A 12461-nucleotide genomic window follows, 5' to 3' on the forward strand; every position below is an offset into this window, starting at 1 on the left:
GTCGCGCCCGATTGGCAGAGCGCTCGTTCAGGATAGCGACTGATGCGGGCGGGCGGCGGCGCCGAGCATCGCCGCCAGGGCGTTCAGGTCGTCGGTGCCGTAAAATTCGATCTCGATGCGGCCGGGCTTGCGTCCCCGCGCGCGCACGATCCGGACCTTGCGCTTGAGCCCGCGCTGGATTCCTTCGGCGAGCGCCGCCAGATTGGGATCGAGCGCGGCGGCGCCGCCGCCGCCTTTTGCGCCGCCGTGCGCGCGCCGTGCAACCCCGGCGAGCTCTTCCGCGCCGCGCGCCGAGATCCGCCCCTCGACGATCCGCCGCGCCGCAGCCGTCCGCGCCTCGGCCGAGGCGAGCGCGAGCAGCGGACGCGCCTGGCCCGCGCTGAGCTCGCCGCGCTCGAGCATCTCGAGCACCGCGGGCGGCAGTTCCAGCAACCGGATCGCATTGCTGACGTAGGGGCGGCTCTTGCCGATACGCTCGGCGATCCGGTCGTGGCTCATCGCGAAGCCCTGGACCAGACGCGCGAACCCGCGCGCCTCGTCGATCGGGTTCAGATCTTCGCGCATCAGGTTTTCGACCAGCGACATCTCGAGCGCCGCATGGTCGTCGAGCTCGCGCACGACTATCGGCACGGCGGCGAGGCCCGCGATCCGCGCCGCGCGCCATCGCCGCTCGCCGGCGATGAGTTCGTAGCGCGCGGTGGAGTCGGCCGAGGCGGAAGCGGCGCCGTCGGCCGCGGGCAACGGCCGGACCACCAGCGGCTCGATAATGCCCTGGCTCCGAATCGCCTGCGCCAGCTCCTGGAGCCGCTCGGAATCGAAGTGGCGGCGCGGCTGCAATACGCTCGGCACGATCCGGTCGAGCTCAACGCTCAGGGCGCCGCCGCCGCTCTCCAGGCCCGCGCGCGCCTGCGACAGATCGCCCGCGGGCGGCGCCTCGGTGCTCTCGATAAGCGCGTCGAGGCCGCGTCCCAATCCCCTGCGTATCATCCGTTCCTCCTCTCCCGTTCTGCCGAGCGCGCGAAGATGCTCCGCAGGTTCCATAGCGTACGCCGCGGCGTTCCCCCCTGCGCGGCTTCCTCCGGCGCGTCGCCGCCCGATGTTTGCGTGGCGGGGGGCGCGTTTTTCCCGGGCGAACCGACCCGCTCGAGCAGTTCGATCGCGAGCAGCCGATACGCTTCGGCGCCGACCGATTTCGGATCGTGCTCGATGACCGCCAGGCCGTGGCTGGGGCTCTCGGAAATGCGCACGTTGCGGGGGACCACGGTCTGGAAGACGCGCTCGGGAAAATGCTTGTTGACCTCGAGCGAGATCTCGTGGCTCAGCCGATTTCGTGGATCGAACATCGTGAGCACGACGCCCATAAGCTCGAGTTGCGGATTGAGCGCAGCGTTGACGCGGCGAATCGTCGCAAGGAGCGAGCTCAGACCCTCAAGGGCGTAGTACTCGCACTGCATCGGAACCAGCACGGAATCCGCGGCGACCAGGGCATTGAGCGTGAGGATGCCGAGCGACGGCGGCGTATCAATTAGAACAAAGTTATATTTATCCGATTGACTCGATAGCTCGGCCTTTAATCGACGCTCTCGCCCTTCCATCGTCGCGAGCTCGATCTCGGCTCCAACGAGATCCGTGCTCGAGGGCGCGAGATCGAGCGACGGGCGCGATTCGCGAATCACCTCGCCGAGCGGCCTGCGGCTTACCAGGGAATCGTAGATTGTGCCGGACTTGGTTGCCTCGGGCGTGAGGCCTGAGGTCGCGTTGCCTTGCGGGTCGAGGTCTATCAGGAGAACGCGCTGACCCGACTGCGCCAACGCGACCGCGAGATTAACGGCGGTGGTCGTCTTGCCGACACCACCCTTCTGATTGGCGATCGCTACGATACGCCCCACAGCCAGCCCAACCACCTTGAGGCGCCGACGCTGGAGTGCGTCACGCTCAAATCGATAATTGCATCGCCGCGATCGTAATGCAAAAGCGGATCGCGGCATCCGTCTAATTCGCCGATTACCGTGGAGTTTTCAGGGATCGGCTTTGCGGCGGCGGAGCACGGCGCTGCGCTTCGCGATTCGCTCGCCATGCGGCAGCAGATACGTCCACGTGATGCGCTCGTCGAAGAACCGATTCGCGGCGGTGGGAGAATCGCCTACCTGGTCGGCGCTTGCATACAGGAGAAGGAGGCCGCCCGGAGCGAGCGCGGCGGCAGCAATTTCAAAGAGCTCGGCGGAAGCGCCGAAGGCGCGCGCCGTAACCAGGTCGAAACCGCCTGCAATAGTCCGAGGACTCGCGCGGCGCCGCTCGACGATGACGTTCGAGAGCTCCATCTCCTGAGCGGCTACCTGGAGGTAGCTTGCGCGCTTGCGACGAGCCTCGGTCAGCCTGAATCGCGCCTCGAACGCCGCCGCCAGCACGAGGCCGGGGAAGCCTCCGCCCGAGCCGAGGTCGAGGACGTTTCCATCGGCCCCGAGCGCGGAATCGAGCGATTCACCGCCGGCGCCCGCGGCAAACGCGATCGGCGCGAGGCTGTCAACTATATGGAAAGCGATCTCGGCCGGATCCGAAGCGGCGGCGGTAAGATTGGTATGAGCACCCCAGAGCGCCAAGGCCGCGGCCATCGCCTGGATCCGATCGAGGAAGCCGGCGCGCGGACGCAGCGTCGTTTCGTGGAGCCATCGCGACACCAGCTCGCGGGTCTTGCCGGCTATCTTCTCCGGCGTCGTTTCACGTGAAACGGACGGCGCATTTGACCGCTCGTCGGGTCTCGGTTGTTTCACGTGAAACTCGAATCGCGTTCGATCAGGAATCGCTGGAGCCGCGAGACGCGCCGACCGCACGGTCGCGGCAGTTCCTCAAATGAATTGCGATGAGCGAAATCGCGGCCGGAGTTATCCCCGGCATCCGCGCGGCCTGTCCAAGCGAACGTGGGCGCACGCTCGTCAGCCGCTCGCGAACCTCGGTCGAGAGCCCGCTCACCGCCGAATAATCGACCCAGTCCGGGATGACCGCATCTTCGAGGCGCTTGAACCGATCGACCATCTCGGCCTGGCGTTTGACGTAACCCTCGTATTTGACGTCTATTTCCAGTTGCGCCGCCTCGTCGGGGTCGAGTTCCCGTTCAAGACCCGCTATCGCCAGCACCGCGGGATAAGAGACTTCCGGCCGCTTCAATAGTTCGAAGGCGCGCGCCGGATGCGCCAGCGGCGTCGAGCCGCAATCCACGAGCCTCGAATTTGCGGCCTCGCTCGCCACGACCAGCGTCTCGGAAAGCCGCGCTACTTCGCGCTTCACCCGCTCGTCCTTGGAGCGCAAGCGCTCGCCGGTCGCCGCACCTAGCAGGCCGATTCGCTCGCCGATCGGCGAAAGCCGCCGGTCGGCATTATCTTCGCGCAGCAGCAATCGATACTCGGCGCGCGACGTGAACATGCGGTATGGCTCGCCGCCGATTCCGCGCGTCACCAGGTCGTCGATCATCACGCCGATATAGGCTTCGTCCCGCCGCAGGACGAGCGGGGACTCGCCGCGAACGCTGAGCGCAGCATTGATTCCTGCCATCAGGCCCTGCGCGCCGGCTTCCTCGTAGCCGGTAGTGCCATTGATCTGACCGGCAAAGAACAATCCTTCGATTAGCTTGGTCTCGAGCGACGGATTCAACTGGGTCGGATCCGAGAAATCGTACTCGATCGCATAGCCCGGGCGCATGATTTCCGCGCGCTCCAGTCCCTTTATCGATCGCACCATCGCGAGCTGCACATCTAGCGGCAGGCTGGTCGAAAGTCCGTTGGGGTAAACCTCCATCGTGTCACGGCCCTCGGGCTCGAGAAAAACCTGATGCCGCTCCTTATCGCGGAAGCGCATCACCTTGTCCTCGACCGAAGGGCAATAGCGCGGCCCGCGGCTTTGGATAACTCCGGAGTACATCGGCGAGCGATCGATACCACCGCGGATGATCTCGTGCGTCCGCTCATTCGTGTAGGTGAGATGACACGGCACCTGGTCCTGCTCGATCCGCGCGGTGCGGAACGAAAACGGCGGTGGCGGAACGTCGCCCGGCTGAAGCTCAAGCTGCGAATAGTCGATACTGCGGCTGTCCAGGCGCGGGCACGTGCCCGTCTTGAGGCGCCCGAGGCGAAAGCCGAGTTGCGCCAGGTGCTCGCTGAGGCCCATCGCCGCGAAATCACCCGCACGGCCTGCCGAGTAATTCTTTAGCCCGATATGCACCAGACCCTTGAGGAACGTGCCGGTGGTCAGCACCACGCAATCGGCCTCGAACGTCTCGCCGATGAGCGATTCGACGCCGCGCACGCGGCCGCCCGCGACGAGCAATCGCTCCACGCTCGCCTGGCGAATCGTCAGATTCGGCGTCACCTCGAGCACGCGCTTCATCCGCGAGCGATACGCGGCCTTGTCTGCCTGGGCGCGGCGCGCCCGAACCGCGGGTCCCTTGCGGGTGTTGAGGAAGCGGAACTGGATGCCGGTTTCGTCTATCGCGAGGGCCATCTCGCCGCCCAGCGCGTCGATTTCGCGCACCAGATGGCCCTTGCCGATACCGCCGATCGCCGGATTACACGACATCTGGCCGATGTGGTCGAGATTGAGCGTCAGCATGAGCGTGGGGACGCCCATCCGCGCCGCGGCCAGCGAGGCTTCGATTCCCGCGTGGCCGGCGCCGACCACGATTACGCCGAACTTCATAGAGGTGGGAATTATGGCGCGCGCGCGGCGGCGGGCCAAGCGGGATTCATGCTACTAACTGTAATGAAATACTACTTCCCGATACAAAACTCGCGGAACACCGCGTCGAGCACGTCCTCCGCGCCGACCACTCCCGTGAGCGCGCTTAGCGCCATGGCGGCGGCCGCCGCGTCGACCGCGACGATTTCCGGCGGCATCCCCGCAAGCGCGCTCGCGCGAGCGCTCTCGAGCGCTTCCAGAGCCTTCGCCAGCGCCTCGCGATGGCGTTCGCGGGAAATCGCCACGCCGTCGGCGGGGCTCTCGGCGGCAAGCGTCTCGACCGCGCGCGCTAGCTCGTCGCGCAGCGCCGGCGCGCCCTCGGCGTCGAGCGCCGAAAACCGCATCACCGGCATCCCGATACCACGCCGCAGCAGATCGGCCGGCGCGAGCACCGGCGGTCGCAGGTCGGACTTGTTGAGCAGGGCGACGCCCGCGCGCCCCTGGCAAAGCCCGAGCACCCGCGCGTCTTCGTCCTCGAACGGGCGCGAGGAATCGAAAACCGCGATCAACAAATCGGCCTCCGCGACGCTGCCGAGCGTGCGCCCAATCCCGATACGCTCGACCTCGTCGGCCGCCTCGCGTACGCCGGCAGTGTCCTGAAGAACCAGCTGCCAGGGACCGAGCGTGACCGATTCTTCGATAACGTCGCGCGTGGTGCCGGGCGTCGCCGTCACGATCGCGCGATCGGCGCCGAGAATCAGGTTCAGCACGCTCGACTTGCCGGCATTGGGCTTGCCCACGATAGCGGCGCGTGCGCCGTCGCGCGCAAGACGCCCGCGCCTGAAGCTGTCATGCAGAAGCGCGACGTCGGCGGCAACTTGGGCGATTTCCCCGGCGACCTGTTCGCGCCCCGGCAGTTTCAGCCCTTCGTCGGCGAAGTCGATCTCGGCCTCAAGATGCGCCAGAACCCCGATTACCGTACCACGCAGATAGTCCACCCGTTGCGCCAGTGCACCGTCTAGTTGTGCTATTGCATGCTTAAGTGCGCTTTCACTCCGAGCATCTATCAGATCCGCAACCGCCTCGGCCTCGGTCAGGTCGATCCGTCCGTTGAGGAATGCGCGCCGGCTGAACTCGCCCGGCTCGGCCATCCGGGCGCCGGCCGCGATCGCCATTCCCAAGACGCGGCGGACGATATATGGGCCGCCATGACAGTGAAATTCGACGACATCCTCGCCCGTGAGGCTTGCGGGACCGGGCATGGCGACGCACATCGCGCGGTCGATAACTCCACCGGTTTGGGGGTCGCGAATCTCGCCCAGGGTGAGTCGGCGGGGGCGTGGCGCGCCCGCACGGAGGGGATGCCACAGACTCGAGGCTATCCGCGTCGCGTCGCCGCCCGAAAGTCGCACGATCGCAACGGCGCCCCTGCCTGGCGGCGTGGCGGGCGCGACGATAGTGTCCTCGGCATACATGTGGGAAGCAAATATAGCTCAATTTTGGATCGTGTAAGCTTCTCATCGCGAAAGCTCCTCCGTAAAAGCTCCTCCATGACTGCTTCGTCCGGGCGCCGCTTTTTCCGTACCATTTTCCACGGATGGGCTTGCCCGCGCGGCGCCTGTATGGTTCCATGGCTTGTTCAGCGTGAGGCCCGCGCCTCTTCGTGGAACAGTGGATAAATCAAGACATGGTGGGCTCGGCACGAGCCGACATCTGGCCGCTTTGGGCCGCAGGCGATGAAAAGGACTTATCAACCGCACAACCGCCGCCGTTTACGGACGCACGGATTTCGGGCGCGCATGGCCACGCCGGGGGGAAGAAACATTCTCAGACGCCGCCGCGCCAAGGGGCGCGTGCGCCTGACCATCACGATTCCTCCCAAACAGCCCGGCTAGACCGGCGGCGGCACGCCGTCGTGAACTCCAGTTCCGCGGGGTTCGGCAGAGCGGACCGGCTGCACAGGTCCGCGGAATTCCTCACTCTTCAGCGGCGCGGCACGCGATATCAGAGCGAACATTTCGTGCTTTACGGCGGCCTTGGCGGCGCAACCGGTGAACGCTCGCGGTTGGGAATCACGGTTTCGGGCCGGATCGGCAATGCCGTGGTGCGCAATCGCCTGAAGCGCCGGGTGCGCGAATGCTACCGGCAAAAGCTGCGCGGGATGCTACCCGCGGGAGCGGAGATCGTGGTAATCGCGCGCAGAGGCGCCGGCGAACTTCAGTGGGCGGCGCTCGACGCAGAGCTTCGAACCGGCGTCGCGAATCTGGGCCGCAGGCTCGGCGGCAATTCCGATATTCGGCAAAACGACGTCGGGCAGAAATCGATGCGCGGGACAGAGCGCGGCCGTGATTGAGCGGGCAAAGAACCGGCTCCGCTCCGCTCCGCTCACGGCGGCAATGGGAATGATTTCGCTCTATCGCCGCCTGATCTCGCCACTCGTGACGGCGACAGCCGGCCCCGCCTGTCGCTTCGAACCTACCTGTTCCGAGTACGCCCATCAGGCCCTGACTATTCACGGTCTGGGGCGCGGTCTTCATCTCACCCTGTGCCGAGTTTTGCGATGCCGGCCGCTCGGCGGATGGGGTTACGACCCGGTGCCATCCCGTGCGGCCGAGCAGCCGCATCACCCTTGAAGGAGTAATTTGGACAGCACACGTCAGATCGTCATCTTTGTCCTGCTGGTGCTGGCGGCGATCTTTTACGCCGATTTCATCCGCTGGATTCGCCCGCCGAAGGTTCCGCTGGGGCAGCACGCGCAGCGGCCCGGAACCGTCGAGTCGCCCGCGCCGGCCGCGTCGGGGACGGCGGCTGCGCCGTCTTCCGCGGGTCCCGCCTCAGGTCCTGCGGCAGGTCCCGTGGCAAGCGCGGCGCCGAGCTACGCCGCCGCCGGTGAGGGCGAGGAGACGGATACGACAGCGCCCGAGCCGCTGATGCCGCCCTCGACGAGCGCGAGTCCGCCGCGCACCATCGAAGCCGACACCGATCTGTATGAGGCGACGTTCACCGCGAAAGGCGCGCGGCTGCTGAACTTCCGGCTCAAGCGCTACCGCGAAACGGTCCGCAAGGACAGTCCGCTCTACGATGTCGTCGTGCAGGGTGCGCGCCTGCCGCTCGGACTGATCATAAGCCGCGGCGACAAAATCTACGCCGATACGGCCCTCGACTACACTACCGACGCTCCCGCGCGGGTCGAAGTGGGTCCGGACGGCGAAAGCGCGAGCGTGACCTTCACGGCAGACACCAGGGAAGGGCTGAGGCTTACCAAGCGTTTCACCTTCCGCAATGGCAGCTACGTCTATGGGGTGGACGCGGAGGTGAGCGGCGCGGCCGCCGACGTCAAGGCCGTCGGGTTCACGATGAGCCAGCCGCTGACCGAACGCGCGCCGGAACAGGGTTACCGGGACTACCCGGCGCTCCAGGCCGATATCGACGGCAAGGTGCTTAACGAGTACCAGAAGCAGCTGCAAAAGGGCGTCGCGCCCGTCACCGGCGAGATCGCTTTTGCCGGCTTCGGCGACCGCTATTTCCTCTCCGCCTTCATCCCCAAGGCGCCGGCCAAGGGCGAGCTGCTGATGGCGTACGGCGGTAACGAGGCTCGGGCGGAGATGCTGTTTGCGGGAGCGCTCAAGGTCTCGACCGCGGTGTACATGGGGCCCAAGCAGCTCAACCTGCTGGAGGCTGCGAGTCCCAACCTGAGCAAGGCGATCAACTTCGGATGGTTCGGCGTCCTCGCGATCGTCTTTGTGCGCGCGCTCCAGGTCTTCCACACCGTCGTCCCGAACTACGGCTGGGACATCATCGTGCTGACGATAGCGGTGCGGGTGGCAACGCTCCCGGCGTCGATCAAAGCCCAGCGCTCGGCGCTCAGGATGCAGCGTCTGGCGCCGCAGGTCGAGAAAATCCGCGCCAAATTCAAGGATGATTCGACGCAGCTCAACCGCGAGATGATGGAGCTGTACAAGCGCAATCACGTCAATCCGCTCGGCGGATGCCTGCCCACGGCGATCCAGTTCCCGATTCTCTATGGGCTCTATGAGGCGCTGCTCAATTCCATCGAATTGCGCCACGCGCCGTTTATGCTCTGGATCAGGGATTTGTCAGCACCCGACTGCCTGCCGATCTCGTGGCTGCCCAAAATGCCGGGTATCGATTGCCACGGCCTCCCGGTCGTGGTCCTGCTGATGGGCGCCAGCACCTTCCTGCAGCAATGGATGATGCCCAAGGCGGGCGACCCCAATCAGCAGAAGATGATGATGTGGATGCCCATCATGTTTACGGTGCTGTTTATAGCCCTGCCGGCCGGGTTGTCCCTCTATTACTTTGCCTCCAACGTACTGGGTATAATTCAGCAGTTTTTCCTGAATCGGGAATTCAAACAGTACACCCCAGTTGCCGCAGCATGAGCGAACCCAACGAAGCGATCGAGGTAACAGCCCCCAGCGTCGACGAAGCGATCAAGCAAGCGCTCGATCAGCTGGGGGCTTCCCAGGACGACGTCGTCATCCAGGTGCTGAGCACGCCGCGCTCGGGCGTGCTCGGACTGGGCGCGCGCCAGGCGCGCGTGCGCGTCGAGCGCCGCGCGCCCGAAGGCGCGAGCAGCGGCGTGATGTCGCCGCCGCTAGCTCCGCCCCCCGCTCCGCGCGAGCGCCATCAGCAGCGGCAACGCGAGCGCGCTGAGCCGCGTCAACGCGAGCAGCGGCCCGAACAACCACCGCCGCAGGCGCGAGCTTCAAGCGGCAGCGCCGACCGGAGCGGCGCGGAAAAGCGGAGCGCCGAGCCAGAACGGCGCCGCGCTCCGGACCGGAGTGCCGAAGCATCGATGCGCCGGGACGAAAGCGCGGCGCCAGGAGAGGACGAGGGCGCAGCGTCGCGCAAGGCGGTCGGACTCGACGAGCAGGCGCGCGAAGCGACCACCATCCTCGCGCGAGTCCTCGAGCTGATGGGCGAGAGCTCGGAGATCACAACCACCGAAGAAGATTCGGAAGGTATCGAACTGTCAATCAAGGGTGACGGTTCGGGGCTCCTAATCGGACGCCATGGCCAGACCCTCGATTCGCTGGAATATCTCGTCAATCGCGTCCTGGCCCGGCGGATAAAGGACGCCGTCCCGATCACGATCGACACCGAATCCTACCGCGAGCGCCGCCGCCGGCAGCTTCATCGGATGGCGCTGTCGATGGCCGAACAGACCAAGCGCGAGCATGTGCCGGTCACGCTTGAGCCGATGCCTCCGCGCGACCGCCGCGTAGTGCATCTCGCCCTCAAGGACGATCCGCTTATCACGACCCGGTCCACCGGCGAGGGCTTTATGCGCGTGGTCGAGATCATCCCGGTCGGCGAGCGCCGCGAGGGCGCCGACGCTCGAGGCGGAGGCCGCCCGCGCGGGGGCGGTGGCGGTGAAGGCGGAGGTGGCGGCGGCCGCGGCCGCCAGCGCGAACGCGCAACCGGCGAGCAGCGCGAGCGCGAACAGCCGGTCGGCCAACAGGGCGGGTTCAAGCACGGACAGAAGCGGATGTTCTAAAGCAAGTAGTCTGATGTCCCGCAAATAACTTGCATCCGGAAAGCGTCAAGGTGTCATTCCGAGGGAGTCAGCGACCGAGGAATCCCGGATCTTTGTTCGTTTTTCGTGGAAGCCGGGATTCCTCGCTGCACTCGGAATGACAGCCTTGAGACATCCTGGGATGAGACTTATTTCCAGGACACTCTAGCGGTCGCCCTCTGCCGCTCTCGTTTAAAGAAGCGTACGGGCTATCGCCGCCCTCCAAGACTCCGGAATCCCGGAGGAATCATAGCCGCCTGACCGAAAATCCCGCATCAAGGCGCGCTAAGTCGGGAGAAACCGGCCCTTGAGACCGACATATCGTTAATCGAGGCTCCGCGCTGGTTGATGGGCTGAGCTCGGAGGAGCTGACGATGAAGGGAATCACGAGTCTCATGGCAACCGCCGTGGTGCTGTTGATGCTGACGGCTCCAGCACTGGCGCAGTACGCCCCGTGGCCCGCGCAAATGCCTCCGGAGCCGGCGTGGGGTGAAAACTACAATGGCGCGTGGCAACCCGCATCATGGTGGTGGACGAACCAGCCCCAGTGGGTTCAACAGAATCATCCCGAATGGTGGGGCGACTACGACGCCGATCGCGTCTGGCATCCAGCCGACTGGTGGTGGGAAAACCAGCCGGCGTGGACGCAGCTCCATCATCCCGAATGGTGGGGAGACTTCTTCCAGGGCATCTGGTACCCGGCGTCATGGTGGTGGCAGTATCAGCCCGCCTGGACGCTGGCGAATCATCCTGAATGGTGGGGCTATAGGGACAATGGCGTCTGGTATCCGGCCTCGTGGTGGTGGCTGCACAAGCGCCAATGGATGCTCGCGAATCATCCGGACTGGTGGGGTGACGAATATCAGGGCACCTGGTATCCGGCGTCGTGGTGGTGGCAGAACGAGCCGGTCTGGGTGCAGGAGAATCATCCCGACTGGTGGGGCGACTACGACGGTGGCCACTGGTACCCGGCCGACTGGTGGTGGGCGCATCGTCCCGACTACGCCCGCGAGTACCATCCCGACTGGTGGGGCGATTTCGACCAGCATCATGTGTGGCACGTCGACACCTGGTGGCATCAGAACGATCCGACCTGGATGGCGCAGCATCATCCGGACTGGAAGGGCGACGTTGACGATCAAAAACAGTGGCGCGATCTTAACTGGTGGGCGGCCAAGCAGCCGCAAGTCGCCGCCGCGCGCCATCCGGACTGGCGGCAGCCGCTGCAGCAGTCGATCGAGCGTCAGCACGTCGAACAGCAGCATGCCGTCGAAAATCAGCATGATGCGCAGACGCAAATGATCGGAAGGCAGCACACCGAGCAGTTCCAGGCAATCGGCCGCCAGAACCAGGCACAGCGCCAGACGCTCGAGCAGCAGCACACGCAACAGATGACGGCTCTCGAGCGCGGGCAGCAGCACGCGGCCGCGCCGGGGCAGCAGCCACAACATCAGCCGGAGCAGCCGGGCCCACAGGCGCAACATCAGCCAATGCGGCCCGTTCCCGCCGAAGAGCAGCAACAAGTCCAGGCGCGGCAGCATGAGCAGCAGGTCGAGGCGCTCCAGCGGCAGCATCAGCAGCAGGTGCAGGCGCTGGCACAACGACAGATGCAGCAGGAGCAGGCCGCGGCGCGTCAGCACATGCAGCAGCAACAGGAGTTAGAGCGCACGCAGGCGGCGCGCGAACAGGCCGTCGAGAGCCGCCACACTCAGCAGCTGCAGGCCCTGGCGCATCCGAATCCCAACCCTCCGCCGCGGCGGATGGCGCCGCCTCCCAAGCCGCAGTTCCACGGCAATCCGGTGCCGCAGCATCCGGCTCAGGCGCCTCGCGAGGGTGGCGGCGCGGCGCCCCACGGCGGCGGCCAACAGAAGCATCGCTAGCACACGGGAGCCAGGGCCTTCGCGCGGCGCGGGACGTGCGCGAATCCTAGCCGAGACGTAAGAGCGGCGCCGGACACGCGACCAACGCGCGTCCGGCGCCGCTCTCGATTCGGGGATTAGCCGGTTGGGACGCTTCGATCGGTTGGCTGCCGCCTAGTTGTGGTGTCCTGGAAATAAGTTCATCCGGGCTCAAGGCTGTCATTCCGAGCACAGCGAGAAATCCCGGCTTCCACGAAAAACGAATAAAGATCCAGGATTCCTCGTTCGCTGACTCCCTCCGAATGACACCTTGACGCTTTTCCGGATATGCAAGGACATGACACTGATATGGAACGACCGTGTCAAATGGTATCTCCGCGATTTTCTTGGCGCGA

12 protein-coding genes are annotated in these 12461 nt (G+C 65.6%); 6 read left to right on the top strand and 6 right to left on the bottom strand.

Annotated features, from left to right (window positions below; all coding sequences use genetic code 11):
• Positions 1-27: 27 nt before the first annotated feature.
• The 5 genes from VMI09_16830 to mnmE all read right to left on the bottom strand — a co-directional run bounded on the left by VMI09_16830 (position 28) and on the right by mnmE (position 6143).
• Positions 28-987: a ParB/RepB/Spo0J family partition protein gene (locus VMI09_16830; protein ID HTQ26356.1), complete on the bottom strand. Its 960-nt coding sequence runs from the start codon at positions 985-987 to the stop codon at positions 28-30.
• On the bottom strand, positions 984-1889 hold the full coding sequence (locus tag VMI09_16835; protein HTQ26357.1) for a ParA family protein: 906 nt from the start codon (positions 1887-1889) through the stop codon (positions 984-986). The genes VMI09_16830 and VMI09_16835 overlap by 4 nt, the downstream gene beginning before the upstream one ends.
• Before the next feature lie 129 nt (positions 1890-2018).
• Positions 2019-2771, bottom strand: coding sequence for an RsmG family class I SAM-dependent methyltransferase (locus VMI09_16840; GenBank protein ID HTQ26358.1), 753 nt, complete (start codon positions 2769-2771; stop codon positions 2019-2021).
• Positions 2772-2793: 22 nt separating this feature from the next.
• A complete protein-coding gene (gene mnmG / locus VMI09_16845; GenBank protein HTQ26359.1) occupies positions 2794-4689 on the bottom strand; it encodes a tRNA uridine-5-carboxymethylaminomethyl(34) synthesis enzyme MnmG in 1896 nt (631 codons plus the stop codon).
• Between the two features lie 71 nt (positions 4690-4760).
• On the bottom strand, positions 4761-6143 hold the full coding sequence (gene mnmE, locus VMI09_16850; protein ID HTQ26360.1) for a tRNA uridine-5-carboxymethylaminomethyl(34) synthesis GTPase MnmE: 1383 nt from the start codon (positions 6141-6143) through the stop codon (positions 4761-4763).
• 261 nt (positions 6144-6404) lie between these two features.
• On the opposite strand from mnmE, the gene rpmH reads away from it, so the two are divergent.
• The 6 genes from rpmH (at position 6405) to VMI09_16880 (ending at position 12087) form a co-directional block, all read left to right on the top strand.
• Positions 6405-6563, top strand: coding sequence for a 50S ribosomal protein L34 (gene rpmH, locus VMI09_16855; GenBank protein ID HTQ26361.1), 159 nt, complete (start codon positions 6405-6407; stop codon positions 6561-6563).
• 20 nt (positions 6564-6583) lie between these two features.
• Complete coding sequence (gene rnpA, locus VMI09_16860) at positions 6584-7021, top strand: ribonuclease P protein component (GenBank protein HTQ26362.1); 438 nt, start codon at positions 6584-6586, stop codon at positions 7019-7021.
• 49 nt (positions 7022-7070) lie between these two features.
• Positions 7071-7301, top strand: coding sequence for a membrane protein insertion efficiency factor YidD (yidD, locus tag VMI09_16865; protein HTQ26363.1), 231 nt, complete (start codon positions 7071-7073; stop codon positions 7299-7301).
• A 9-nt stretch (positions 7302-7310) separates the two neighbouring features.
• Positions 7311-9071 carry a membrane protein insertase YidC gene (gene yidC / locus VMI09_16870; GenBank protein ID HTQ26364.1) on the top strand — a complete coding sequence of 587 codons (1761 nt, stop codon included), beginning with the start codon at positions 7311-7313 and terminating at the stop codon, positions 9069-9071.
• Positions 9068-10189: an RNA-binding cell elongation regulator Jag/EloR gene (gene jag, locus VMI09_16875; GenBank protein ID HTQ26365.1), complete on the top strand. Its 1122-nt coding sequence runs from the start codon at positions 9068-9070 to the stop codon at positions 10187-10189. The genes yidC and jag overlap by 4 nt, the downstream gene beginning before the upstream one ends.
• 392 nt (positions 10190-10581) lie before the next feature.
• On the top strand, positions 10582-12087 hold the full coding sequence (locus VMI09_16880; GenBank protein ID HTQ26366.1) for a hypothetical protein: 1506 nt from the start codon (positions 10582-10584) through the stop codon (positions 12085-12087).
• A gap of 46 nt (positions 12088-12133) precedes the next feature.
• Here VMI09_16880 and VMI09_16885 read toward each other — a convergent pair.
• A partial coding sequence (locus tag VMI09_16885) for a hypothetical protein (GenBank protein HTQ26367.1) occupies positions 12134-12461 on the bottom strand: 328 nt, incomplete at its 5' end.

This window comes from Candidatus Binataceae bacterium, from assembly GCA_035500095.1.
In the GTDB taxonomy this organism is placed as follows: domain Bacteria; phylum Desulfobacterota; class Binatia; order Binatales; family Binataceae; genus JAKAVN01.

Coding starts and splice junctions, on each gene's coding strand:
- mnmE (HTQ26360.1), bottom strand. CDS start 6,143: ATGTATGCCGAGGACACTATCGTCGCGCCCGCCACGCCGCCAGGCAGG.
- jag (HTQ26365.1), top strand. CDS start 9,068: ATGAGCGAACCCAACGAAGCGATCGAGGTAACAGCCCCCAGCGTCGAC.
- rpmH (HTQ26361.1), top strand. CDS start 6,405: ATGAAAAGGACTTATCAACCGCACAACCGCCGCCGTTTACGGACGCAC.
- VMI09_16880 (HTQ26366.1), top strand. CDS start 10,582: ATGAAGGGAATCACGAGTCTCATGGCAACCGCCGTGGTGCTGTTGATG.
- mnmG (HTQ26359.1), bottom strand. CDS start 4,689: ATGAAGTTCGGCGTAATCGTGGTCGGCGCCGGCCACGCGGGAATCGAA.
- yidD (HTQ26363.1), top strand. CDS start 7,071: ATGATTTCGCTCTATCGCCGCCTGATCTCGCCACTCGTGACGGCGACA.
- VMI09_16830 (HTQ26356.1), bottom strand. CDS start 987: ATGATACGCAGGGGATTGGGACGCGGCCTCGACGCGCTTATCGAGAGC.